This is a genomic window from Shinella daejeonensis, from assembly GCF_024281235.1.
Lineage (GTDB): Bacteria > Pseudomonadota > Alphaproteobacteria > Rhizobiales > Rhizobiaceae > Shinella > Shinella daejeonensis.
The window spans coordinates 112,602-137,498 of the sequence record NZ_JAHWXY010000007.1 but is presented as its reverse complement, the minus strand read 5'-3'; the positions used below and the strand labels follow the sequence as shown (position 1 = coordinate 137,498).

Genomic DNA, 24,897 nt, shown 5'->3' with positions numbered 1-24,897 from the left:
TCAAGGCACCGTTTCAAAATCTTTGGCGATGGCCTGGCGGCATTTCCACTTGACTTGTCGGCCATCCGTGCAAATATATGTACTAGTGTATATTTATTCATAGCGAGGATTTCATGCAGCCGAACGATCTCGACCGTATCGCTCGCCAGATCCGCCTTCGCGATCTGCAAGCGGTCTTTGAAGCTGGCGCAGGCCATATCGGTGGGGAAATGTCGGCTATCGACATCCTGACTGCGCTCTATTTCCGTGTTCTGCGTGTTTCGCCCGACGCACCAAAGCGGCCGGATCGCGACCGTTTCATCCTTTCCAAGGGGCACGTAGCGCTGGCGCTCTATGTGACGCTTGCAAAGCGAGGCTTCATTCCGGAAGAGGAGATCAGCACCTTCCTCAAGCCGCATTCGCGCCTCAACGGCCATCCGAACTGCAATAAGGTACCGGGCGTGGAAACCAATACCGGACCGCTCGGCCATGGCCTGCCCGTTGCCGTCGGCATGGCCAAGGCGGCCAAGCTGACCGGGGCCGGCTACCATACCTATGTGCTGACCGGCGACGGCGAGATGCAGGAAGGCTCCAACTGGGAAGCCATCGCTTCGGCGGCACAATTCGGCCTCGACAACCTGACGCTCATTATCGATCACAATCGCTTCCAGCAGGGTGCTTCGCTGAAGGACACCAACAATCTCGCCCCCTTCCCCGCCAAGCTCGAAGCGTTCGGCTGGGACGTCACCGAGATCAACGGCAATGTCATGGACGAGATCGTCCCCGCCCTTGAGAAGCGCGGCGCCCGCCCGCACTGCATCGTCGCCCATACCAACAAGGGCCATGGCATTTCCTTCATGCAGGACACGGTCGACTGGCACCACAAGGTGCCGAATGCCGAACAGTACAAGATTGCCGTGGCTGAGCTTTCGGAGGCCCTGTGATGAACGCCGTTACCCCTACCGCCAAACTGCACGATTGCCGCGACGCCTTCGTCTCCGTGCTGGAGCGCCTCGGTGCTGAAAATTCCAGGATCGTTGCCGTCTGCAACGATTCCGTCGGCTCCTCCAAGCTCGGCGGCTTCAAATCCAAATGGCCGGAGCGCCTCGTCAACGTCGGCATCGCCGAACAGAACCTCGTCGGCGTCGGCGCCGGTCTTGCCAATGGCGGTCTGCTGCCCTTCGTCTGCGGCGCGGCCTGCTTCCTTACCGGCCGCTCGCTGGAGCAGATCAAGGCCGACATCGCCTATTCCAATGCCAATGTGAAGCTGATCGGCATCTCTTCCGGCATGGCCTATGGCGAACTCGGGCCGACGCATCATTCCATCGAGGATTTTGCCTGGACCCGCGTACTGCCGAACCTTCCGGTGGTCGCCCCTTGCGATTCCATCGAAACGGCGGCGGCGGTGGAATGGGCGGCATCCTATGACGGCCCGGTTTTCCTGCGCCTGTCGCGCGTCGGCGTTCCGGATCTTCTGCCGGAAGGCCACAAGTTCCAGCTCGGCAAGGCCAACCTGCTGCGCGACGGCGACGCCGTCACCCTCATCGCCAACGGCACGCTGACCCATCGCATGGTGAAAGCCGCTGCCCTCCTCGCCGAAAAGGGCATCGAGGCGCGCGTCCTCAACATGGCGACCGTCCGGCCGATCGACGTCGATGCCGTGGTGGCCGCCGCGCACGACACCGGCGCCATCGTCACAGCCGAGGAGCATTCGGTCTATGGCGGTCTCGGCTCGGCCATCGCCGAGGTGGTGGTAGCCGAAACCCCCGTGCCGATGAAGATCCTCGGCGTTCCGGGTATCTTCGCCCCCACAGGCTCGGCCGAATTCCTGCTCGACGAGTTCGGCATGTCGCCCTCGGCAATCGCGGAGGCCGCCATCGCGCTCATCGCACGCAAGTAATCTCGCAGCCGGACTTTACACCGGGCGCGGCAAGGCCTCCTCTCGCCGCGCCCCTTCCCTTCCTTTCGCCGGAGCCGCCATGACGACCGCCATTCTCGCCATCGACCAGGGCACCACGAATTCGAAAGCCGTGCTCGTCTCCACGGACGGCGAAATCCTGTCTCGCGGCGCATCCCCGGTCGGCATCGAGCATCCACAGCCGGGCTGGGTGGAACAGAACCCGATACGCCTGTGGCAATCCGTGCAGGAGGCGATCGCCGCCTGCCTCGCCGCCGGCCCCAAAGTCGATGTCCTCGGCATCGCCATCTCCAACCAACGCGAATCCGTCACCATCTGGGACGCCGCCACCGGCGAGCCGCTCGGCCCGGTGGTGAGCTGGCAATGCCGCCGCAGCGCGCCGGCCTGCGCCGAGCTGTCGGCGGCCGGCCATGCGCCGCGCGTGCTGGCGCTCACCGGCCTGCCCATCGATCCGATGTTCCCCAGTCCGAAGATGCGCTGGCTGCTCGACCGCGCGCCCGCCGGCCACGCAGTCCGGCTCGGCACCATCGACGCCTGGCTCATCCATTGCTTCACCGGCGGCGCGGTCCATGCCTGCGACACATCGAACGCCGCGCGCAGCCAGCTTTACGATCTCAACCGGCAGGTCTGGAGCGACGAACTCTGCGACCTTTTCGGCGTGCCGAAATCCACCCTGCCCGAGGTGCGCGACAGCGCCGCCGACTTCGGTGTGACGAAGAACGTGCCGGGCCTTGCCGACGGCATCCCGATCGCCTCGGCCATAGGCGACAGCCATGCCGCGCTTTTCGGCCACGGCGCCTTCGAACCGGGCGACGGCAAGGTGACCTTCGGCACGGGCTCCTCCATCATGACGACGCTGCCCCGCTTCATCGCGCCGGAACGCGGCATCACCACGACCATCGCCTGGTCGATCGGCGGCAAGCCGACCTATGCTTTCGAGGGTAATATCCTGGTGTCGGCCGCCTCTCTGCCCTGGATGGCCGAAATGCTCGGCCTGCCCGACGTGCAGGCCCTGACAGAACTTGCCGCCACCGCCGAGCCCGGCGGCCCCGGCTTCGTGCCCGCCTTCGTCGGCCTCGGCGCGCCTTACTGGCATTCGGACGCGCGGGCATTGTTCTCCGACATCACCTTCAACACCACCCGCGCCCAGATGGCCCGCGCGGTGACCGACAGCATCGCCTTCCAGGTGCACGACGTCTTCGAGGCGATGTCCGCGCAATCGCCCACGCCGCTCGGCCGGCTCTACGCCGACGGCGGCCCGAGCCGGAATGCCTTCCTGATGCAATGCGTCGCCGACACGCTGGATCACCCCATCATCCCGTGCGACGCACCGGAGGCCTCGGCGCTGGGTGCCGCCTATCTTGCCGGGCTTCGGCTGGGCGTCTGGCCGGACCTTTCCGCCATCGCCGCCCTACCGCGCGCAGGCGATACCATCACCCCCCGCCACTCGGACACAAAGGACCGCCTACGGGTCTGGCGGGAGGCAATATACCGCTCGACCGTTTCCGGGCGTTCCTCTATGAGTGAATAAAAATTCACACTTGGAGGACTCATGGGACGGCTCAACGAGTTGCGACTGATCGCCCGCATTGCCCAGATGTACCATATCGACGGCAAGCGGCAGGCAGAGATCGCCGAGATCATGCACATGTCGCAAGCGACGGTATCGCGCATGCTGAAGCGTGCCGAGCAGGAAGACATCGTTCGCACGACAGTCATCCCTCCCGCCGGCACCTTCGCCGATCTCGAGACTGCGCTTCGCGAACGCTACGGCCTGACGGAAGCCATCGTCATCGACTGTTCGGAGGATCGTGACGGGGCGATCATGGCGCGCATCGGGGAAGCAGCAGCGCATTTCCTCGAAATCACCTTGCAGCAAGGCGAGATCGTCGGCGTCTCCAGCTGGAGCCAGACCATCCTGCGCATGGTGGATAACATCCATCCGCTCAAAAGCGCCAAGGCAAAGTATATCGTCCAGATCCTTGGAGGCATGGGAGACGCCTCGGTTCAGACCCATGCGACACAGCTTATTGCACGCCTTGCCAAGCTCACCGGCGGCGAGCCGCGGCTTCTGCTCGTCCAGGGCATCACATCCTCCCGCGAGGCGAAACTCGTCATGCTCGCCGACCCCGTGGTACGGGAGACAATGGATCTTTTCGGCCGCCTCAGCCTTGCCATTGTCGGCATTGGCGCGGTCGAGCCATCCGAAATGCTTGCCCGCTCGGGCAACACGTTCTCGCCTCAGGAAATGGCGATGCTGCACGAGGCGGGTGCGGTCGGTGAGATTTCCTACCGCTTCTACGACAAGAACGGCAAGCCGGTCGAGACACCGCTCAACGAGCGCGTCATCGGGCTTTCGCTGGAAGACCTCCGCAAAACCCGTCGCGTCATGGCGCTTGCAGGCGGAGAATCAAAAACCCAGGCCATCGCCGGCGCGCTGAAACTCGACGTCATCGATGTGCTTGTCACAGACAAGTTCACTGCGGCACGGCTTACAGCCTGATCCATCCGGGATCGGTATTCGGCTTGCCGCGCATTATGGAGAGAAGACCATGAGACGTTTTGCAGGCCAGGCGGTATTCGTAACCGGCGGCAACAAGGGCATTGGACGCGGCATAGCCAAGCGCTTCGCCGACGAGGGCGCGAAGGTCGCCATCGCCGCAATCGAGAAGGATACGCCCGCCGCCGCCGAGGCGCTGGCCGAGGAGACCGGGGCCGAGGTAATCGGCCTCGCGCTCGACGTGACCGACGCCCAGGCTGTGCAGGAAGCCTACGGTCAGGCCGAGGCGACGCTGGGCGCAATTTCCGTTTCCGTCCAGAACGCCGGCGTCATCACCATCGCCAAGGTCGAGAACCTGACCGAGCGCGAATGGGATCTCAACCTGGACGTCAACACCAAGGGCGTCTTCCTGTGCTGCCAGGAGGCGATCCGCCGCTTCCGCGCCAGCGGCACCAGGGGCCGCCTGATCAACACCGCCTCCGGCCAGGCGCGGCAGGGCTTCATCTACACCCCGCACTACGCCGCCTCGAAATTCGGCGTCGTCGGCCTGACCCAGAGTCTCGCCAAGGAACTCGCCCGCGAAGGCATCACCGTCAACGCCATATGCCCCGGCATCATCCATACCGAGATGTGGGACTACAACGACCGCGTCTGGGGCGAGATGCTGGGCGAATACGGTCCGGGCGAACTGATGGCCGAATGGGTCGAGGGCATTCCGATGGGCCGCGCCGGCACCCCGGCCGAAGTCGGCGCCCTCGTCTCCTTCCTCGCATCGCAGGATGCAGCCTATATCACCGGCCAGACAATCAACGTCGATGGCGGACTGATCATGTCGTAATCCCCGCCGGCGGCCCCCGGCCCCTATCCGCAAGGAGGTCAGGCGCGCGTTCAAGCTTGCGCACCTGACCTTTCCGGTTACCGGAGCCGCCTCGATGAACTGGCGGCGCGCGCAACTGGTTCTGCGATCTCGACGATCAGCCGCGATGTTGCCTTTTTCGGCAATGTTCAGCGCAGAGTTCGATCCCGTCATGCAGAGACCGACTAGACCGATGTCCGCCCATTCCATCATCTTCGACGAACAACGTCTGCCCACGGTCCGGAACTCGTCGCAGAGGTGCTGAAGATCATCCGTGTTCTCGGCGCCAGCGCGCTCTTCGACCAGTTCATCTTTCGATTTAAGCAGGGATAATGAAACCCAGCTGCGATCTGGTAAACGCGAGCCAAGCTCTTGGGCGGAAAGGAACCGCAGACCCGTTTCTTGGGCGTGCTTTTGACTTTTTCCATTTGGAATGGTGTGAGGGATTCCTATCAGGAAACCGCCTGAGCCCCTGTAATCTCGACCAGCGAACCGCACATGAATGCGGCTTCGTCGGAAGCGAGGAAGGCAACCAGGGCTGCGACTTCTTCGGGTTTGCCGATGCGACCGAAGGGAACGAGTTTATCGAGGTCGGCGATGGTGCGCCCCGAGCGCTTCACCCCCGCCTCCAGCATCGGCGTGTGAATCTCGCCCGGGCAGACGGCGTTGACGCGGATTCCGTCCGGCGCGTAGTCGCGCGCAAGGTTCTGCGTGAAGCTCGCCACCGCCGCCTTCGTGACATTGTAGGCGATATGGTTCGGCGCGGGATGGAGGCCCCATTGCGAGGCGGTGTTGACGATGGCGCCGCCGCCCGCCGCTACCATATGCGGCAGCGCCACCTGGCAGAGGTGGAACATCGCGTCGACATTGACCGCGAAGCTGAGGCGCCAGTCCTCCGGCGTCAGCGCCAGCAGGTTGCCGCGGCGGTTGATGCCGGCATTGTTGCACAGGACGTCGATGCACCCTTCGGTGGCGATAACGCTCTCGACGATCGCCCGGCAGCCTTCCACGGCCGAGATGTCGCTGGCGAAGGCGCGCGCCCTGCCGCCTTCGGCGATGATCCGCGCGGCGGTCGCCTCAGCACCCTCACCGTTCATGTCGGTGACGACGACCTCAGCGCCCTCGGCGGCGAAGCGGGCGCTGATCGCACCCCCGATGCCGCCGGCAGCCCCGGTGACGATGACGACCTTGTCCTTGAAACGCATGTGTTTACCTCATGTAGCTGCCGCCGTTCACGTCGAGCACCGCGCCGTTGAGCGAGGCCTGCGAGGGACGGAAGGCGAAGGCGGTGATCTCGCCGATTTCCTGCGGGTCGGCCATCCGGGCGATGGGGATGCCGGCAAGGGCCGCCGCCTCGCCATGCTCTGCGATATAGGCTTCGGCCATTTCGGTGCGCACCCAGCCGGGCGCGAGCGCGACGGCGGTGACGCCCTCGTGCCCGTGGCTCTGCGCGATGGATTTGGTGAGGTTGATCAGCGCGGCTTTCGACGCGCCGTAGGCCATGGCGCCGGACGTGTAGCCGCGCTGGCCGGCACGGCTTGCCATGTTGACGATCCGCCCGCCGCCATTCGCGCGGAAATGCCCGATGGCGAGCTTGGAAAGATCGACCGCCGAGAGGAAGTTGACCCGCATTTCGCGCGCCCACACACATTGCCATTCCGCCATCGGCGCGTCGATGGCGACCTCGGAGCGGATGCCGGCATTGTTGACGAGGCCGGTCAGCCGGCCGGCGGCGGCAAGCGCCCCCTTCCACAGGATTTCGGGTCCCGCCGGGTCCGACAGGTCGGCCGGCACGCACCGGCCTTTGCCGTCCAGCGCCTTCACCAGCGCCTCGGCGGCATCGCGATTGCGGCCGTAATGGACGACGACATTCGCCCCCTCCGCCACGAGCGCCCGGCAGATCGCCTGCCCGATGGCGCCCGTCGCGCCGGTGACGAGGATGGATTGCCCTGACAGTCTCATAGTTCCCCCACCTGCGGACCCCAGGTGTCCGATAGAGCAAAGCCCTGCGTAAACGGGTCCTGCGGATCGAGCCGCAATTGCTGGCGGCCAAAGACATAGCCCCGGCCGGTGATGCGCGGCAGAACGGCGGGACGGCCGCCGACCGTCGTCTCCCCCAGGATTTCGGCGGTGAATTCGCCGCCGATGATGCGGCGGGAGACGCGGATGTCACCAGTCTTCGCCTGCCCTCGCGCATGAACAATGGCGAGGTTGGCCGAGGAGCCCGTGCCGCAGGGCGAGCGATCCACCCGGCCGGGCTTCAGCGTCGTGCAGGTAAGGACCGAGCCGTCCGGCTGGTAATCGCGGAACATGACATAGGCGATCCCGTCGAGGCCGGGGATTTCCGGATGCGCGACCGCGACCTGCTCGGCCAGCAGCGCCTTGATCGCGGTGCCCGCCTCGGCAAGCGCCCGGGCGTCCTCCGGCACGATGCGCAATCCCACCTGCCCGACATCGATCTGCGCGTAGAACACGCCGCCGAAGGCGATGTCGCCGGTGATCCGGCCCCATTCCGGCGTCTCGATCGCAACGTCCAGCGCCTGGACGAAGGCCGGGACGTTGTCGAGGCTGACCGACAGGCAGCGCCCGCCTTCGCAGAGCGCCCGGGCGACGATCAGCCCGGCGGCCGTATCGAGCCGCACGACGGTTTCCGGCTCTCGCATCGCCACGCGGCCGCTCTCCAGGAGCGCGGTCACGACGCAGATGCAGTTGGAGCCCGACATCGGATGGGCGCGATCCGGCTGCAGCACGATGAAGGCCGCATCGGCATCCGGCCGGGTCGGCGGCAGGAGCAGGTTCGTCGTGTGCACGACCTGCGCGCGCGGCTCGCGCGTCAGGAAGAGCCGCAGCGAGGGGTCGACTTCGTTGAGATGGTTCATCTTGTCGAGGACGGTCGCGCCCGGAATGTCGGGCGCACCGGCGACGAGGACATTGCCGCTCTCGCCCTGGCAATGAACGAGCAGGATATCGAGCGCCTTGTCGAAGGTCATTTCAGATACCATCCCCACGGCTCCTCGCTGACGAGACGGGTGATCTGCTTGGTCTCCAGATAGTTGTCGAGGCCCCAGCGGCCAAGTTCCCGGCCGATGCCGGACTGCTTGTAGCCGCCCCACGGCGCCTCGGTGAAGGTCGGCTGCGAGCAGTTGATCCAGACGATTCCGGCGCGGAAGGCGGCCGCGACCCGCTCGCAGCGGTCGTCGTCAGCCGACATGACGGCGGCGGCGAGGCCGAAGCGGCTGTCGTTGGCGAGGCGGATCGCCTCCTCCTCCGTCTCGAAGGGGCGGATGCAGACGACCGGGCCGAAGATCTCCTCCCTCCAGGCCTCGCTGTCGAGCGCCATGTCGGTGAGGATGGTCGGGGCGACCCAGAAGCCCGTGTCGAAGCCGTCGTGGCGGCCGCCGCAGGCGACGGTCGCCCCCTGCTCGACGGCGCGGTCGATATGGCGCAGCACGTCCTCGTACTGGCCCCGGTTGACGAGCGGGCCGAGCAGCGTGCCCTCGTCGAGGCCGTTGCCCATCCTGATCTTCCCGGCTTCCTCGACCAGCCGCGCCAGCAGCTTCGGATAGAGCGGGGCTTCGACCAGCACCCGTGAGGTGGCCGAGCAGACCTGGCCCTGGTTCCAGAAGATGCCGAACATGATCCATTCGACGGCTTTCTCGATATCGCTGTCGGCGAAGACGACGAAGGGCGACTTGCCGCCCAGTTCCAGGCTGATGCGCTTGATGTCCTTCGCACCCGCCGCCATGATCCGCGAACCGACCGGGCCGGAGCCGGTGAAGGCGACCTTGTCGACCGCGGGGTGCTCGACCAGCGCCTGCCCGACGACCGAGCCCTTGCCGGAAAGAACGTTCAACACGCCCCTCGGCAGGCCAGCAGCCTCGGCGATGAGCCCAAGCTCCAGCGCCGTCAGCGAGGTGGTCTCGGCGGGCTTCAGGATCATCGTGCAGCCGGCCGCCAAGGCGGGCGCGACCTTCCAGGAGGCCATCAGCAGCGGATAGTTCCACGGCACGATGGCCACGGCGACGCCGAGCGGCTCGCGCACGGCCTTGGAAACGAAGCGCGCATCGGCAAGCTCCACCGCCTCCACCTCGCCGTCCAGTTCCTCGGCGAGACCGGCGTAGAAATCAAAGCAGCCGGCGGCATCCGCCAGGTCCCATTCGGATTCGGGCAGCGGCTTGCCGTTGTCGCGGGTCTCCAGCCGCGCCAGTTCCGGCAGGCGGTCGCGGATGCCTTCAGCCATGGCGTGCAGGTATTTTGCCCGCTCCCTGCCGGAAAGGCGCGGCCAGGGGCCGTTATCGAAGGCCTCGCGCGCCGCCTTCACGGCCAGTTCCGCCTCGGCCGCGCCGGCGGCGGCGATGTGGTGGAAAACCTCTTCCGTCGCCGGATCGATCACCGGAAGCATGGCACCATCGGCCGGGGCGACCCATTTTCCATCAATGAAAAGCGTGTTCTGCATGGTGTCCTCACAGGAATTGCGTCTAGAAGCGGTCGATACGGTAGGGGCGCATATCAAGGGGCGGCGCCGCGCCGGTGATGAGGTCGCCCATCAGGCGGGCGGTCGTCGCGGCATAGGTGACGCCGAGATGGCCGTGGCCGGTGGCGTAGAAGACGCCCGGCACCTTCGCCGAGGCCGACATGACCGGGACGGTATCCGGCAAGGCCGGGCGATGGCCCATCCATTCGGAAAAATCCTCGCAGCGCAGGTTCGGCAGCGCCGTCTGCGCCCGCCGCACGGTGATCTTCGCGCGGCGGTAGTCGGGCGCGGCATCGAGGCCGGCCATTTCCACCGTGCCCCCGACGCGGATGCCGCCCGCCGTCGGCGTGACCATGAAGGCGCGGGCGGGCCAGATGATCGAATGGCGCATGGAGATGCCGGGCGCCATGATCTGCGTGTGATAGCCGCGCTCGGTCTCGAGCGGCATCGGCTCGCCGAGCATCTTCGACAGCAGCCCGCTATAGGCGCCGGCCGCGATCACCACGTCGTCGGCAGGGATGGGATCGCCTCCGGCGAGCCGGACGGCGGTGTTGCGGTCCGACCGGTCGAAGCCGGTGACGGCGCCGCGGCGGATCTCGCCGCCGAGCGCGGCGAAGCGGTCGGCAAGAGCGGTTACCAGGCGGAACGGGTCGCGCAGGCTGCGGTTCTGCGGGAAGAGTACGGCAAGGCCGATGCTATCCGACAGTTCCGGCTCCAGTTCCCGCGCCTCCTCTCCCGTCAGGCGGCGGTGCGGGAAACCGAAGCGCTCCAGGATCTCGATATGCTCGCGGTCGGCGCGGAACTCCGCCTCGTCGCTGTAGAGCGAGAGGCAGCCCTCCTGCGTCAACTCGCCTTCGAGGCCCGTTTCCCGCAGCAAGGGCAGGAGATCGTCATAGACGCGCTTGCAGAGAGCCGCGCCCTCGGCCTCCAGCCGGCGCATTTTTCCCGGCCGCGAGGCGGCGACGAAGCGGGCGAACCAGGGCAGGAGCTTGGGCATATAGGCCGGGCGAACCCGTACCGGCCCTTCCGGATCGAGCATCCAGCCGGGGATCTGCCGCCAGACCGACGGGCGCGAGGCGGGCATGAACTCGGTCACGGCGATCGAGGCCATGTTGCCGTAGGACGCGCCGCGGCCCACCGCGTCCCGCTCGATGAGCACGACCTGCCGGCCGCGCTTTTGCAGCTCGTAGGCGATCGCCGTGCCGATGATGCCCGCGCCGACAACCACAGTGGTCATGCCGTTTCCTCCCGTTCGATCCGAAGACCGGCCTACCAGTTGAGGATCGGCTGCATGGCGGCGCGGAACTCCGCCTTCTCCCCGTCCGTCAGGGGGCCGAGCGGCGCGCGGCATTCGCCGACCGGCAGGCCCTGCAATTCGCAGCCATACTTGATCTTCTGCACGAACTTGCCGGATTCGAGGATGTTCATCGCCCGGTAGAGCGTCTTCATCATCTCGCGCGCCTTGCCGAGGTCGCCGGACCTGTAAGCCCGGTCGAGATCGCAGCAGGCCTTGGCCATGCAGTTCACCGGACCGCAGATCCAGCTTTCCGCGCCCCAAAGCATGAAATCGAGCGCGATGTCGTCGGAGCCGGAAACGAGCTGGATCCGGCCCTCATAGCGGCTGGCGATGTCGATCGCGCGCTGCAGCACGCCCGAGCTTTCCTTGATGCCGATGACGCGCGGATTGTCGGCGAAATGGTCCATGAGGTCGAAGCTGATGTCCGAACCGTCCTTGGCGGGATAGCTGTAGAGCACGAGATCGACGTCGACGGCGGCAAGCACGGTCTCGTAATGCCTGATGAGTTCGGCCTGGGTCGGGCGGGTGTAGAAGGGCGGCGCGAGCAGGACCGTGTCGTAGCCGATCTCCTTTGCCAGCGCGGTCTGCTCGATGACCTCGCGCGTGGCGGGCGCGTTGGTGCCGGCGATCAGGATTTCGCCGGGCCTGGCGAAGTCCTTGACGAACTGCAGCACGTCGCGGCGCTCCTCGGTCGACTGGCTGAAATATTCTCCGGTCGAGCCGTTTGGCACCCAGCCGGTAACCCCGGCCTCGCGCAGGTGGACGAGCAGTTTCTCGAACGCCTTGAAATCGACCCGGCCTTCGGCGTCGAAGGGGGTGATGAGGGCGGGCATGACACCGGACAGTTTCATGGGGATCTCCTAGATAGCGAGTTTCTTGAGGATACAGCCTTCCATGACCGTGACGGCGCGCGTCAGCGGGAAGGCGATGGCGAAGTAGATGAGGGCGACGACGGTCAGCACCTCGATGGGGCGGGCCGTGTTGTTGGAGATGTTCTGGCCGACGAACATCAGGTCGGCCATGCCGACGGCAGAGACGAGCGCGCTTTCCTTGAACAGGCTGACGCAGTTGGAGAGCAGCGTCGGTGCGGCGCGCAGCACGGCTTGCGGAAGGACGACGCTTGTGGTGCGCGCGAAGGGCGAGAGCCCCAGCGCCACGCAGGCATCCATCTGCTCGCGGCCGACCGCCTTCAGCGCGGCGCGGAAGGTCTCGCTGGAGATCGCGCCCATATAGAGCGTCAGCGCGATGACGCCGGAGGCGAGGTTCGACAGTTCGATGCCGAGCACCAGCGGCAGGCAGAAGAAGATCCAGAAGAGCTGCACCAGCACGGGCGTGCCGCGGAAGAACTCCACATAGACGCTGGAAACGCCCCTGAGGACGACGTTGCTCGACGTGCGGGCGAGCGCCAGCAGGAAGCCGAGGACGCAGCCGAAAAGGATGCAGATCAGGGTCAGCTTGAGCGTCATCCAGAGGCCGAGGAGGAGCGCATCCTGGTATTTGACAACGATGGCGAAATCGAGGGTCATCGGTCTCTCCTCAGCTCGCCAGCGCTTCGCGGCGGCGTTCGAGATAGCCGACGACCTGCGAGACGGGGAACGACACGGCGAAATAGACGAGCGCGACGACGGTGAAGGTCTCGATCGGGCGATAGGTCTGCGTGGCCAGCGTCTTGCCCTGGTACATGAGGTCCTGCACGGCGACGATGGCGACGAGCGCGCTCTGCTGGAAGGTGCCGATGCCGTTGGTCAGCAGCACCGGGACCGAGTTGCGCACGGCCGACGGCAGGACGATGTGGAGGATGCGCTGGAACGGGCCGAGGCCGAGCGCGACGCCGGCATCGAGCTGTTCGCGCGGCACCGCCTGGATCGAGGCGCGGTAGGCCTCGGCGTTGAAGGCCGCAAGATTGAGGCCGAGCGCCAGGATGCCCATCGTCACCGAGCCGAGGAAGACGTTGAACAACATGGGCACGCAATAGAAGAACCAGACGATCTGGATGATGGCCGGCGTGCAGCGGAAGAACTCGATGAACAGCATGACCGGCAGGCGGATCGCCGCCCAGCGGCTCATGACGAGCAGCGCCAGCGCAAAGCCGAGCGTCAGCCCGATGGCATTGGCCGCGACGGTGAGCTGGATCGTGACGAGGAGGCCGTCCCAGAGAGGCCCGAGATTACGGAAGACGGATGCGAAGTCGAAACTGTAGGTCATGGCCCGCCCCTCAATGCCGGATGTGGAACACCCGCTCGATGAATTCGCGCGTGCGCTCCCCCTTCGGCGAGCCCAGCACCTGTTCGGGCGGGCCGTCCTCGACGACGACGCCGCCGGCGCAGAAGATGACGCGGGAGGCGATGTTGCGGGCGAACCACATGTCGTGGGTGACGATGACCATGGGCATCTGCTGCTGGGCGAGCTGTAGGATAACCTGCTCGACCTCGGCCACCAGCTCGGGATCGAGCGCGGAGGTTACCTCGTCGAACAGCATGAGTTTCGGATCGAGCATCAGCGCGCGGGCGATGGCGACACGCTGCTTCTGCCCGCCGGAAAGCTGGGCCGGGTAGGAACGCGCCTTCTGGGCGAGGCCGAAGCGCGTGAGGAGCGCCATGGCCCGCTCCTCGGCCGCGGCCCTCTTCTCGCCCCGCACCTTCATCGGCGCGAGGACGAGGTTGCCCAACACGCTCAGATGCGGGAACAGCGTATAGTGCTGGAAGACCATACCGATCGAGCGCCGGACCTTCGCGTCGATGGCGGTCCTGCCGCCGTCGGCGGAGATATAGGACTTACCGGCGAAGGAGACGGAGCCGCTGTCGATCTTCTCCAGCCCCATCAGCACGCGCAGCAGCGTGGACTTGCCACCGCCGGACGGGCCGATGACGACGACGCGGTCGCCCGCCTTCATCTCGATATCGAGGCCCTGCAGCACCTTGACGACGCCGCCGTAGCTCTTGTGCAGTCCTTCAATCCTAACCAGCGGGGCGCTATCCGGCATCGTGCAAACTCTCCTCCGTGAGACAGGAAGCGGAGCCGCCGCGGGGCGGCTCCGGCATGGTTCGGTTCCCGGCCTCAGTCGCCGGCCTCGAGGACCTGGTCGACCGCCTTGCGGATCAGCTCCTCGACATGGCCGGTCGCCACCCGCTCCTCCAGGAAGATGTCGACCACCTCGACATCGGCGGCGGAAAGCTGGTGTGGCAGGCCGAAGGAGACGCCCTGCTTGGCGAGCGCCGGCGTCGGGTTGAGCGCGACCGCCCAGTCCGGGTTCGACTGGGTGAAGAGCTGGTTGGTGTCGGAGGCGTCGACCAGGATATCCGCCCGGCGGGAGACGACGGCAAGGCGCGTTTCGTCATTGGTCGGAAGGCGCAGGATCGTCGCGGTCCTGACCGCAGCCGAGATCGCCTTGTCCTGCGCCGTGCCGGACATGACGGCGAGCGTGACGTCGGCCTTGTCGATATCGGCGACGGAGGCGGCGCCGGCCGGGATCTTCGGGTTGTCCTTGTTGTAGGCGAGCGAGATCTGGTACTCCATGGCGGGAATGGAGAACTGCACCGCCATGGCGCGGGCCGGCGTGCGGTTCAGCGCCAGCGACACATCCCATTTGCCGGCCTGGAGGCCCGCCACGATATTGTCCCAGGTCGTATCGACGAATTCCGGCTTGACCTGCAGCACCTCGGCGAATTCGCGGCAGAGGTCGGCGTAGAAGCCGGAATATTCGCCGCTCGCCGGATCGCGCATCACATAGGGCGGGGCGACGGCGGCACCGCAGCGCAGCGTGCCGCTCTTCTGGACGCCCTGCCAGTAGCCTTCCGCGGTCTGAGCCATGGCGGCCGTCGTCGAAAGCCCCGCCACGAGGGCGAGCGCGGCCGTCGTCCGCAGAGCGGACGTCATCACAGTCGAAAGCATGTGCATTCCCCATTTTTTCAAGCGCTGGATAGCGCGGTTCCACCCGTCGGCTTCGGCCGTTCTTATGGTCTTTTTGTCGGCTCCGTGTCGACTGATCAATTTATGTCGCCAGCCTGTCGACAAAGTCAAGCGGAAATTTTACGATTGCTGCGCGCCGGTTTTTCTGGCCCAATGGCCCCGAAATGCGGAAAGGGACGTAAGTGTCTGAGGAAATTGAATCGAAACGGGTGCGCGGAACGGGCTCGAAAAGCGTGTACGACACGCTGCGCAACGAGATCCTGGCGCTCGCCCTGCCGCCCGGCCAGTTGCTCGACGAGACGACGCTGGCCGAACGCTTCGCCATGTCGCGCTCGCCGATCCGCGAGGCGCTGATCCGGCTGGCCGGCGAGGAGCTGGTGGTCACGCTTTCCAACCGCAGCACCATCGTCGCCCCGATCGAGGTGGCGAGCTTCCCGAAATACGTTGAGGCGCTCGACGTCGCCCAGCGCATGAACACGCGCCTTGCCGCCGCGCTGCGCACGGAGGCGGACCTGAAGATCATCGCCCGGCGCCAGAAGGAATTCGAGGCGGCGGTGAAGACCGACCAGCACCTGAAGATGTCGGAGGCCAACAAGCAGTTCCATATGGCCGTCGCCTATGCCGGCAAGAACGCCTATCTCGCCTCCTTCTACGAGCGGCTCTTGAACCAGGGCCAGCGCATGCTGCACCTGCATTTCGAATATCTGGAGCGCACCGGCGACGGCTATCTGCTGACCGACGAGCACGAGCTGATGCTGGACGCGATTCGCGCCAAGAATGTCGAGCTAGCCGACGAACTGGCCCACGCCCATACGCGGCAATTCCAGGACAATTTCATCGCGTTCCTGCGCGAGAATTATACGACCGACGTCTCCTTCGGCCCCCTCGCCGCCGCGGAATAATCACGACGATATCGGAAGGGTCATGAACACGCGGCCAGTAAAGCTCATGAAAGGATTTGAACTCGAGGCCTATGGATTTACGAAAGGCTCATCACGTTAGGGCGCCGGCGGACTCAACCGGCCTCCCCAGTCCGCGCAGCACGATGTCGGTCAAGGATCGGCAAAGCATGCGGATGTGGATCGCAACGCTGATCTCTCCTGTTGAAGGTCCACTAATCTGCTCGGCTACGCACCGGCTGAAGTGACCTGCCACTATCAGCGCCGACGGCATCGCTTCCACGTGAACCTGACCAAGGCTGGCTTGCAGCGAGTCACTGCCGAACGCAGGAACCGAGCGGCCAAGAAGGACAAGCGTTTACAATCACCATTACGCGATAGCCAGTGATGCGCGTCGATCATACAACTCTGGATAAACGAATGGTTCCCGTTATCTACATTGAGGCGGGTGGAGAACTACGCTATTTGTTGCGACATGAGCACTTACGAATCCCTGGAAGAAACCGATAGCGGCCGGCACAAATTAACAGGTGTTGCGCCTTTGGATGACGCTGAAGACAAGGTGCCTCTGGTGCCCGCGCTTCAGAAAGCGGTTCGTATTATCAAGCTCCTCAACGAGGCACGCAGGCCGATGGCGCTTGCGGAGGTCGCAGATCGCCTGGAGATCAGCAAGAGCCATTGTCACGGCCTTCTCAAAACACTCGTGTACTTCGACTGGCTTAGGTTCGATACGAACGCGCGCAATTATGAGTTGCACATCGGTGTTAGCCGCGATCTCTCTTCCATCCTCGACCGCCAGGTTAATCACGCCACTCTGCGCCCGATAATGGAGCAGTTCACAGCACACACTGGATTGTCCTGCGTCCTGTCAGAGCCTTTAGCCGATCATAGCTTCCTCATTCTCGACCAGGTGAGCGCGACGCAGGACATAGAAATCTCCTACCCCTCAGGATATCGATTACCGCGCGATGCGCCTGCACATATGCGTGCATATCTCGCTTGGCAGAAAGAATTTGAGATCGACGCCTGGTTTGCTGCGGCGACCCTTAAGCGATACACCGCCGACACCGTGGTTGGCGCCAATGAGGCGCGGATGGAGCTTAGGACAACACGGACCCGGGGCTACTCGCGGAGCGTTGGAGAATTCACGCCAGGCATCATGGCGCTCGCCCTCCCCGTGTTTGGCCGCGATGGGCGGGTCCGCTACATCTTCGACTGCGTGGGACGGACTACAAGCTTCAACGCTCTTGAGGACACGGCCGCCCATCATCTCGTTGTGGCGGTGGAAGAGATCCACCGCCTGTTCGGGAGCATCGTTCCTCCGGATTTTCCCCGACCGTTCCAAGAGGTCGAACGCGAATAGCTTCGCGCTCGACGCCCATGGTTCACTCAGAGCATTACGTCTCCGCAATTCGGTCCGAGTGTTTGTCCAACAAAAACATCACCATGTGGGCTTGAAGCCAGCAGAAGGGCGGAACCGGCAATTTCCGAGGGGATGGCAGAGCGCCCGAGCGGAAGCATGGACGCCGTACGCGCAAGCGTTTCAGGGGCCAGGCCCTTGTTGAAATCCGTCAAAACCGGCCCTGGTGCGATCGCATTGACCAATATGCCTTCACGGGCAACCTCGCGGCTCAGCGATTTCGTAAAGGCAATAACGCCAGCCTTTGAGGCCGCATAATGCGCGAAGCGGGGCGCACCTCGTTGGCCGATCTGACTTGCTATATTCACTATACGGCCCCAACCATGTCGCCGCATGCCGGGAAGTACAGCGCGGCAGGTGAGAAAAACGGCGTCCAGATTGCACATCATTATGCGTCGCCATTCGTCAAGTGTCATTGCCTCCACGCCAGCTTCCGATATCGCGCCCGCCGAATTGACAAGGATATCAACTCTACCAAGTGCGCGCTCGACCGCTGTGATCAGGTCCTCGACGTCCCGCTCGCTAGTGACGTCCACCTGTCGGGCGTGGACGTCACCGCCGGCCTCCAGCAGCCGTTTTTCAACAACCTGGAGCTGTTCAAAATCGGCGTCGGCAAGCATCACCCGTGCGCCGTTTTCGACGAACAGCTGAGCGATAGCCGCGCCTATCCCACCTGCCGCTCCCGTGATGAGCGCAGTTCGATCTTCAAGCAACATGTCGATTTCCTCATTTTACCGGATATGCGTCATAGGACCGAATAATCCTGAAAATTGCATTCTCCAGGGTGGCGTGCGGGATCTGCCCCGCATCGGTCGACAACGCACTTGAGTCAAAGTCCTCCGGAAACTCCGGGTGCACGCCGTTCTCGGCCATATGCGGTGAATGCTTGGCGCCCGTAAGCTTGGCAACAATCCCGGCGACCTCGCTGGAGCATGGTCGTTCAGTCACCGCGTCGTAGCGGGGCCGCAGGTGCTCGACATCGGCGAGGGCGGCAATCAAGGAGACGCATGTCCCGATCTCGATACAAGGCTCCATCCGATACGACTCATAGCGAATTTCATTCGTCCGCAGAGCATCGCTCACCATCTTATGGATCGGATTTTCGGTCTGTCGACCAACACCGTAAACCGATCCGATGCGCACACAGGTCGCTTCGCGCCCGGTACGTCTTGCCCAAAGACGGGTTTGCAGTTCCAAGACGCGCTTTGTCAGCCCATAGACGTTGTCCGGCTCAGGGCCGAAAGGTCCCGGACGGGCATATCCCGCCACCGAGCCAGCCGTTACAATGCGCGAAACGCCATACTTGGCGGCTGCATTCAAGAGAGCTTCAGACCCGACAACATTTACCATGAGCACCTGCACGGGGTCGTCCGCATGGCACATAGGTCCGGATACGCCGCCCATATGAAAGAGAGTGTGTGGTCGAACACGCTCTACAACGCGAGCCACAGCCTGATGGTCAAGGAGATCGACAAATGTTCCATCCGCCTCGGCGAGGCCCTCCACATTGTGGCCACCTTCCTCAAGGGCGCGCACCAGCGCGCGCCCAATATAGCCGGTATGCCCTGTCACGAGACAACGCCGGCCGCTCCGTGGCTTCCCCATCAGGATGGCTCTTTCTCAGTGGCGGCGACGAAGGACTGATGGTTGGCCGCAAACCACTCGGCAATGTCACGGCGGCGCGCAATCCACACATCGCCCGCGGCCAGGCAGTACTCCAAGAAGCGATGAAGCGCGGCACACCGTGCTGCCTGCCCCATCCAGTGCGCATGGATCCCGATCGTCATCATCTTGGGACGGGTCTCACCTTCACGGCGCAGATAGTCGATGCCGTCTTTACAGTAGTCGAAGAAATCCTGTGGTTTGGAATAACCCTGCCCGATGATAAAGCGATGGTCGTTGTAGGTGCTTGAGTAAGGCAGAACGAGATGCTGCTTTCCGAGAACCTCGGTATAGAACGGCACGTCGTCCGCTGTGGAATCACAGTCGTAGAGGAAGCCCCCCTCCTCCACGAGGAGTTCGCGCGTGTTGAGCGAGCCGCTATGCCTCGTCTGCCAACCGATCGGACGTTCGCCGCATGTTTCTCGAATGATCTCGATAGCTGCATCGATATGCGCGCGCTCATGGGCACGCGCCATCTTCCAGACTTCCTCCCAGCGGAAGCCGTGCGAAGATCCTTCGTGACCTGCCTCGCGGATATAAGCCCCCACCTCCGGATTGCGCTTCAGCGCGACCGCGCAGGCCGAAAATGTGCACTTAATACCCAATTCGTCGAGCATGCGCTGGATGCGCCAGACACCGGCGCGGCCGCCGTACTCCGAAACAGCCTCTGTCGCAAGGTCACGGAACTGCGGCTCCAGATTATAGGGGAATTCGAAGATCCTGTCGTTTCGCCGATCGCCCGATGCCCAGGATGATTCAGCGCCGGTCTCGTAGTTAACCACCAGAGCGAGCGCAACGCGTTTTCCCTCCGGCCAATGAACCTTAAGTCCACGCTTGCCGTATCCCACAAAATTGCGGCGTGGACCGGGTCCGACATCGATCGGCGGCATGTAGTCTTCATAAGAATTGGGCATGAATTATTCCTCCAAATTACGAATGCTTTCGGTCGCGCCAGGCAAACAGCCGGCGCTCAAGTGAGAGAAGCAGGTAGTTGCTGCCCAAGCCGAGAAGACCGATCAGGGCAGCACCCGCCATCATGGTGTTGATCTGAAACCACACACGCGAAACGTTGATCAGATATCCAAGGCCCTCGTTAGCCGCGAGAAACTCCGCGCCAACGATGACAAACCATGAGGTTGCCAGCGCTATGCGGACTGCGACCATGACGTGGGGAAAAACCGCCTTGAACGTAATGTGGTAGGCAGTCTGCTGCCGTGAAAAACCCAAGCTCCCGGCTGCTCGCAGAAGGATGGGGTCAACGTCGCGGATGGCCTCGAGCGTCGCGATGTAGATGATGAAGAACGCGCTATATGAGATGAATGCGACCTTGGTAAGCTCACCAATACCGAACCAGACGATGAACAAAGGCAAAAGCGCCAGGCTGGGAATGGGTCTGATAAGTTCGATGATCGGGTCGAACATCACTGCGGCCCAACGGTAGGTCGCAACGACGTAGGCCAGAAGAATGCCAATTGGTATGGCGATCGCCATACCTTCTATAACCCTGATGCAAGACGCGGCAACATGGGGCCAAAGTGTACCCTGCCGCCACAAGTCGATTGCTGCACTAAGGATACCAAGTGGCGACGGCACCAGGGTCGCGTTGTAGAAATGCCATCTGTCGTTTGCGACAGACAGCATTTGCCATGCGATCATCACGCCAAGAAGTGTGAAGATCTTCGGCGATATCAACTCCAGCACGGGAAAGGCTTTTTTCTCGGCCGTCGGATTGCTCAAGATGTCTGTCATGCAACTAGCCTCGATGCACAGATGCGCCAGATTGCTCGGCCTCGCGCAATTTCAGTTGGACTTGCCGTTCGAAGTCGATGAAACCGTTGCTCAGTCGGTCGCGTGGCCTGGGAACAGGATTCGCCATGTCGCTTACGATCCTTCCGCCGCGCCCCATTACGAGAATGCGGTCGGCGAGAACCACGCTTTCTTCGACACTGTGCGTAACGAAGACTACGGTCCGGCGATTTCCCTGCCAAATTGATAGGAGCTCGTCTTGCAGGCGCTCCCGAGTCTGCTCGTCCAACGCGCCGAACGGCTCATCCATGAGAATGACTTCAGGCTCTATCGCAAGTGTCCTGGCGATTGCTGCGCGCTGCTTCATCCCACCGGAAAGCTCGCGCGGAAATCTATCCCGGTGCTCCCAAAGATTAACGGCCTTCAGCACGCGCTCGGTAGTTTCGTCGATCCGGGACTTGGAAAGTCGCTTGGCCTCCAGGCCAAGCGACACGTTCTTTTTTACGGTGTACCAAGGAAACAACGCATACTGCTGGAACACCATTCCCCGCTCCGGACCCGGTCCTCGGATATCGCGCCCATTGAACGTGACGCGGCCGGAACTCGGACGATCGTGGCCCGCAATGAATCCGAGGAGCGTGGACTTTCCGCAGCCGCTTGGACCGAGCAAACATACGAACTCGTTCTCGGCGATTTCGCAGCTCAATCCTGTGATGGCGGTGAAGGCCGGAGAACCCGGCCGCCCGCCAAAGGTCTTCCCGACCTTTTCGACAACAATCTGACCGACCATGGGAGCCTCAGATCCGAACGGCCTGAGGTGCAATCTTGGTCAAAAACGACCTTTCCAGAATATCGTCGAGTGGTACGGAACTATCCATGAACTTCCGCTCCACTGCCCAGCGGATATAATCGGGGTAGCCGGCTGCAAGTCGTTCGTCAAAATCAGGTCTGTAGTCGTTTGCGCGCAGGATTGTGTCCAATCCTTCAGGCGGAATGCCGAGACCTTTGGCGACAACTGGAGCCGCGGCAGCCGGGTCTTCGATAATCAGCTTGCTGGCACGCATCATCGCGCGCATCACACGAAATAGCGTGTTCGGTGCCTGCGCGCGCATGTCGCTTGACGCGGACAGACCCGTTGCAAGGTAAAGCCAATTGACATCAGTCGGAGCATCAGAGCTGTCGATGTAAGATTTGGCACCAGTGAAGTAGAGCCGACCCCCCACCTTGGCGGCGTTGCTGACGTAGGGCTCCCAGCAGGCCATCACATCAATATCGTTACGCATCAAAGCGATGGCCTGCTCCGGTGGCTCCATATTGATGAATTGCAAGGACTTGAAATCAATCCCGTGAGCCTTGCACATATTTTCAATCGCCAGTTCGACCGAAGCGCCGCGGAACATGCCCACTCGCTTGCCGGACAGGTCCTGTGGCTTGTTAATTCCTGCCCCCTCACCAATGACGACACCCTGGGTGTTGGAGATATCGGACAGCTTCATGATCCATTTGAAATCCAGCCCGCGAAGGCGGAGGGAAGCTACATGCTCCATAGCGGAGCATAGGACTTTTACCTGACCGCTCGCCGCAAGGCTTGGAAGATCCGGCCCGTTGACAGTGTAATTGGCCGTGACATCGAGCCCCTCCTCTTTGAAGAAGCCGCTCTCAAGTGCGAGAGCCAGCTGGGCGGAATGCTGCGGGTCACGGACGCTGATGATTTCGAAGGAGGTTATTTCTGCCGGGAGTTCCTGGGCCTGTCCAAGACTTGGCATTACGGCCGAAGCCGCGGCCAGAACGGAAAGTGATGTGGCGCGGCGTAGAACGTCTCGCCGAGTTGGCTGGTATTGTCCCATTTTTGAGATCCCCTTGGTGATTTTATTTGTTCTTCATGCAGAACGTCATACTTTTAGCGGAACGATATTATTCTGTCAATTACTCCCTGCGCACCAGCCAAGGCGTTCGGGAGCAGCGGCGAGCCGCATCAAGCAACCTTGAAAAGTTGTGCGCCTATTATCGACGGGCCGATCAACGGCGAGCTCTTCACCCTCTATGTCCAGAAAGGCCTCGTGCCCACGCTCGCAAAGGGGGACATCGTGATCCTCGACACTCTCGGCAACCACAAGGGACAAGCCGTGCGCCGCACTGTCGAGGCGACGTGGCGCAAGGCCGGTGAATTGCTCGACGCCTTCCCACCGGCCGAATGCGCCGACTATCTCAGAATTTCAGGCTATGCTTCCGTATGAAAACAGCATGCTCTAGCGGCGGGGGTAGTCGGGACCATGCCTTGGGCTCTCCTCGGCTTTTCCCGCGCAATAACCGTCCTGCTATGGAGCTTCGTCAAAGATACACGCGAACGGTCTTTCGAACTCAAGCACAGCGCCGTAGCCAATTCGGCGCGGTCCTGCGTGCGCCCTCGCCGCAGGCGGCGGCGACGCAATCCGGCAAACTGCCGAACCGGAAGGTCCGGCCCGTCAGGCCAGGGCCGTAATGGGCGTATTTCGCCGAGTTGGTCATGATCACGCGCGCCGCGACGGGGATGACCGGCTCCTCGATCAGGCACCAGCAGGTATCGGTCGAGAACCGTGCGCCAAAATCCTCGAGCACCCGGATCGCGCCGGCGCTCGCGGCCTGCGCGTGGACGGCGCGGCCGGAGGTGATGATCATCTCGACGGCAGGGTCCTTCTTTCGGCCCCGGCAAAGCGCCGCAAGGGCTGTGAACTCGCCGAGCGAGAAATGGGGATTGCCGAGCGAGACCAGCCCGACCTGCGTTTCCCGCGTCGCGTTCAGCTCGTCCCAAGTGTGCGCGAGGTCCTCGGCCGCGATCCGGCAGGTCTCCAGTTCGGCGGCTGCATGGGCCGCCGCCTCCGGCGTGACGCCGGCCATGTGGAACATCGGCGCGCCGGAGGTCGTGGCGAAGGCCGCACTGAACGCCTTCAGGTTGTCGGCGGTCGGCGCCAGATACGCGAGCCCCGAGACCAGGGGAATGCGCCCGCCGGCGATCCTGCCGATGTGATAGCCGAGCAGCGGGAAATAGCTGTCGTCGACGCCGGCGAGTTCCGGGGCCACGACATGCAGCCCCGGCCGGCGGCCCGCGTCGGTATGGCAGCCGGAGAGCGGCGCCCGGCCCGTCAGCGCGATGCAGGCGTCGAGATAGTCGGGATATTTCATCGTCCGCGCGCCAAACACGCTGTTGGCATAGACGACGGCATTGGATTCCGCCCAGGCGATCTGCTCGCCGTATCCGGGCGATCCTTCAAGCAGGTAGGGGGCGCAGGTGAAGGTCGGCGCGGCTCCCATCGCCACATAGGCCTGGCCGAGGCGCTCCGCCGCCTCGCCGAAGGCCACGGGCACGCCCTGCTGGCGCCAGCGGCGTGCGTCGACCGAGATCGCGTTCAAGGTTGTCGGGATCGCGACCTTTCCGCCCCAGTCGCGGAACTGCTCGGCAAATTTCAGCGAGGCGGGGCCGGTATAGACGCAGCCGTCGATATGGACGCGGGTGACGTCGAAGAGCCGCCCTGCCCCCTGGAGTGCCGCCATGCGCACGATGATCCGCATGGCGACCTCGGCCGCCCTGCCATGCTTGCCGTCGAGACAGTCCCGGTCGTGCGCGCTGAGCAGCAGGCCGTCCGGCCGGGCCGCCCGGGATTCGGCCCGAGGCAACTGGAAAGGCGCGTCGCCGAGATGGACGCGGCCGTCCTCCACCAGCGCGTGGGAATGGCCGGAGAGGCGCGCATATCCCTCTTCGCCCAGAACGACAATCGGCACCGACTTTCCGAACACCTCCTCCGACACGATGGCCCCGAAGGCCAAGATGTCGTCCGGCTCCCGCAACAGCAGCGCCAGCGGGCCGTGCCCGTTCAGCAGCAGCTCCATCATCACGCCGCTGCTGGCGCAGGAGCCGCGACCCGACGGGATGGCGACGATCTTGCCTTCCATCAGGTGCCCGTTGAGATCGTGATGGGAATCGATCACGCGGCCGGTCCAGGAATCGACGCCGCCCCAGAAGCTCAGCGCAACCGCGCTGACGAGCAGTTCGCCCTGCGCTGTTCCGGAAATCGCTGCGGTGCCGTCCAATATCGTGTCCAAGAGAGCTCTCCGCTTATCGCCCGGCTTCCGCGTGCAGACGGTCGAGCACCTCGATCTCCGGCAGTGGCTTGCCGGCGCGCACGGTACGCAGGATGCCCTCGACCTTGTCGCGAAGTTCGGAGATCGAGAGGGGCGTGATATCTGACACGGGGTAAAA

General features: G+C 63.5%; 26 protein-coding genes. 8 read left to right on the top strand and 18 right to left on the bottom strand.

Going from position 1 to position 24,897, the window contains the following annotated elements; translation table 11 throughout:
* The first annotated feature begins 113 nt into the window (after positions 1-113).
* The 5 genes from KYK29_RS16590 (at position 114) to KYK29_RS16570 (ending at position 5,235) form a co-directional block, all read left to right on the top strand.
* Positions 114-923 carry a transketolase gene (locus tag KYK29_RS16590; RefSeq protein ID WP_254692007.1) on the top strand — a complete coding sequence of 270 codons (810 nt, stop codon included), beginning with the start codon at positions 114-116 and terminating at the stop codon, positions 921-923.
* Positions 923-1,879, top strand: coding sequence for a transketolase family protein (locus KYK29_RS16585; RefSeq protein ID WP_254692006.1), 957 nt, complete (start codon positions 923-925; stop codon positions 1,877-1,879). Before KYK29_RS16590 ends, KYK29_RS16585 begins: the two co-directional genes overlap by 1 nt.
* Before the next feature lie 79 nt (positions 1,880-1,958).
* Positions 1,959-3,428 (top strand): FGGY family carbohydrate kinase, encoded by a 1,470-nt coding sequence (locus KYK29_RS16580; protein WP_254692005.1) that lies wholly within the window; start codon positions 1,959-1,961, stop codon positions 3,426-3,428.
* Between the two features lie 21 nt (positions 3,429-3,449).
* Positions 3,450-4,400, top strand: coding sequence for a sugar-binding transcriptional regulator (locus KYK29_RS16575; protein WP_254692004.1), 951 nt, complete (start codon positions 3,450-3,452; stop codon positions 4,398-4,400).
* A gap of 49 nt (positions 4,401-4,449) precedes the next feature.
* The gene (locus tag KYK29_RS16570) at positions 4,450-5,235 is read left to right on the top strand and encodes an SDR family oxidoreductase (RefSeq protein WP_254692003.1); all 786 of its coding nucleotides are present in this window, start codon (positions 4,450-4,452) and stop codon (positions 5,233-5,235) included.
* A gap of 470 nt (positions 5,236-5,705) precedes the next feature.
* Here KYK29_RS16570 and KYK29_RS16565 read toward each other — a convergent pair whose 3' ends face one another.
* The 10 genes from KYK29_RS16565 to KYK29_RS16520 all read right to left on the bottom strand — a co-directional run bounded on the left by KYK29_RS16565 (position 5,706) and on the right by KYK29_RS16520 (position 14,915).
* Positions 5,706-6,458, bottom strand: a complete 753-nt coding sequence (locus KYK29_RS16565) for an SDR family NAD(P)-dependent oxidoreductase (protein ID WP_254692002.1) — start codon at positions 6,456-6,458, stop codon at positions 5,706-5,708.
* A gap of 4 nt (positions 6,459-6,462) precedes the next feature.
* Positions 6,463-7,215: an SDR family NAD(P)-dependent oxidoreductase gene (locus KYK29_RS16560; protein WP_254692001.1), complete on the bottom strand. Its 753-nt coding sequence runs from the start codon at positions 7,213-7,215 to the stop codon at positions 6,463-6,465.
* Entirely contained in the window at positions 7,212-8,243 is a 1,032-nt protein-coding gene (locus KYK29_RS16555) for a proline racemase family protein (RefSeq protein ID WP_254692047.1), read from the bottom strand. The genes KYK29_RS16560 and KYK29_RS16555 overlap by 4 nt, the downstream gene beginning before the upstream one ends.
* Complete coding sequence (locus KYK29_RS16550; RefSeq protein ID WP_254692000.1) at positions 8,240-9,709, bottom strand: aldehyde dehydrogenase family protein; 1,470 nt, start codon at positions 9,707-9,709, stop codon at positions 8,240-8,242. The genes KYK29_RS16555 and KYK29_RS16550 overlap by 4 nt, the downstream gene beginning before the upstream one ends.
* A gap of 22 nt (positions 9,710-9,731) precedes the next feature.
* Positions 9,732-10,964, bottom strand: a complete 1,233-nt coding sequence (locus KYK29_RS16545) for an NAD(P)/FAD-dependent oxidoreductase (RefSeq protein WP_254691999.1) — start codon at positions 10,962-10,964, stop codon at positions 9,732-9,734.
* Positions 10,965-10,996: 32 nt separating this feature from the next.
* Entirely contained in the window at positions 10,997-11,875 is an 879-nt protein-coding gene (locus KYK29_RS16540; RefSeq protein WP_254691998.1) for a dihydrodipicolinate synthase family protein, read from the bottom strand.
* A 9-nt stretch (positions 11,876-11,884) separates the two neighbouring features.
* Positions 11,885-12,550 carry an amino acid ABC transporter permease gene (locus KYK29_RS16535; RefSeq protein ID WP_254691997.1) on the bottom strand — a complete coding sequence of 222 codons (666 nt, stop codon included), beginning with the start codon at positions 12,548-12,550 and terminating at the stop codon, positions 11,885-11,887.
* Positions 12,551-12,560: 10 nt separating this feature from the next.
* Positions 12,561-13,229, bottom strand: a complete 669-nt coding sequence (locus KYK29_RS16530) for an amino acid ABC transporter permease (RefSeq protein WP_254691996.1) — start codon at positions 13,227-13,229, stop codon at positions 12,561-12,563.
* 10 nt (positions 13,230-13,239) lie between these two features.
* Complete coding sequence (locus KYK29_RS16525; protein WP_254691995.1) at positions 13,240-14,007, bottom strand: amino acid ABC transporter ATP-binding protein; 768 nt, start codon at positions 14,005-14,007, stop codon at positions 13,240-13,242.
* A 74-nt stretch (positions 14,008-14,081) separates the two neighbouring features.
* Complete coding sequence (locus KYK29_RS16520; RefSeq protein ID WP_254691994.1) at positions 14,082-14,915, bottom strand: substrate-binding periplasmic protein; 834 nt, start codon at positions 14,913-14,915, stop codon at positions 14,082-14,084.
* Between the two features lie 200 nt (positions 14,916-15,115).
* Between KYK29_RS16520 and KYK29_RS16515 the strand changes: the two genes are divergently transcribed.
* Positions 15,116-15,835 (top strand): GntR family transcriptional regulator, encoded by a 720-nt coding sequence (locus KYK29_RS16515; RefSeq protein WP_254691993.1) that lies wholly within the window; start codon positions 15,116-15,118, stop codon positions 15,833-15,835.
* A 472-nt stretch (positions 15,836-16,307) separates the two neighbouring features.
* A complete protein-coding gene (locus KYK29_RS16510) occupies positions 16,308-17,195 on the top strand; it encodes an IclR family transcriptional regulator (protein WP_254691992.1) in 888 nt (295 codons plus the stop codon).
* A gap of 26 nt (positions 17,196-17,221) precedes the next feature.
* Here the strand turns inward: KYK29_RS16510 and KYK29_RS16505 are convergent, their stop codons facing one another.
* The 6 genes from KYK29_RS16505 to KYK29_RS16480 are packed head-to-tail and all read right to left on the bottom strand — an operon-like array spanning position 17,222 to position 22,507.
* Positions 17,222-17,968 (bottom strand): SDR family NAD(P)-dependent oxidoreductase, encoded by a 747-nt coding sequence (locus KYK29_RS16505; protein WP_254691991.1) that lies wholly within the window; start codon positions 17,966-17,968, stop codon positions 17,222-17,224.
* A 10-nt stretch (positions 17,969-17,978) separates the two neighbouring features.
* A complete protein-coding gene (locus tag KYK29_RS16500; RefSeq protein ID WP_254691990.1) occupies positions 17,979-18,857 on the bottom strand; it encodes an NAD-dependent epimerase/dehydratase family protein in 879 nt (292 codons plus the stop codon).
* Positions 18,857-19,828, bottom strand: a complete 972-nt coding sequence (locus tag KYK29_RS16495; protein WP_254691989.1) for a polysaccharide deacetylase family protein — start codon at positions 19,826-19,828, stop codon at positions 18,857-18,859. The genes KYK29_RS16500 and KYK29_RS16495 overlap by 1 nt, the downstream gene beginning before the upstream one ends.
* 16 nt (positions 19,829-19,844) lie before the next feature.
* A complete protein-coding gene (locus KYK29_RS16490; protein ID WP_254691988.1) occupies positions 19,845-20,663 on the bottom strand; it encodes an ABC transporter permease in 819 nt (272 codons plus the stop codon).
* 4 nt (positions 20,664-20,667) lie between these two features.
* Positions 20,668-21,450, bottom strand: coding sequence for an ABC transporter ATP-binding protein (locus KYK29_RS16485; protein WP_254691987.1), 783 nt, complete (start codon positions 21,448-21,450; stop codon positions 20,668-20,670).
* 7 nt (positions 21,451-21,457) lie between these two features.
* Positions 21,458-22,507, bottom strand: a complete 1,050-nt coding sequence (locus tag KYK29_RS16480) for an ABC transporter substrate-binding protein (protein WP_254691986.1) — start codon at positions 22,505-22,507, stop codon at positions 21,458-21,460.
* A 213-nt stretch (positions 22,508-22,720) separates the two neighbouring features.
* Between KYK29_RS16480 and KYK29_RS16475 the strand changes: the two genes are divergently transcribed.
* Entirely contained in the window at positions 22,721-22,897 is a 177-nt protein-coding gene (locus KYK29_RS16475) for a hypothetical protein (protein ID WP_437437268.1), read from the top strand.
* A gap of 124 nt (positions 22,898-23,021) precedes the next feature.
* On the opposite strand, the gene lhpI is transcribed toward KYK29_RS16475, so the two are convergent.
* A complete protein-coding gene (gene lhpI, locus KYK29_RS16470) occupies positions 23,022-24,740 on the bottom strand; it encodes a cis-3-hydroxy-L-proline dehydratase (protein ID WP_254691985.1) in 1,719 nt (572 codons plus the stop codon).
* 13 nt (positions 24,741-24,753) lie between these two features.
* The gene (locus KYK29_RS22500; protein ID WP_302795591.1) at positions 24,754-24,888 is read right to left on the bottom strand and encodes a hypothetical protein; all 135 of its coding nucleotides are present in this window, start codon (positions 24,886-24,888) and stop codon (positions 24,754-24,756) included.
* Between the last annotated feature and the right edge of the window lie 9 nt (positions 24,889-24,897).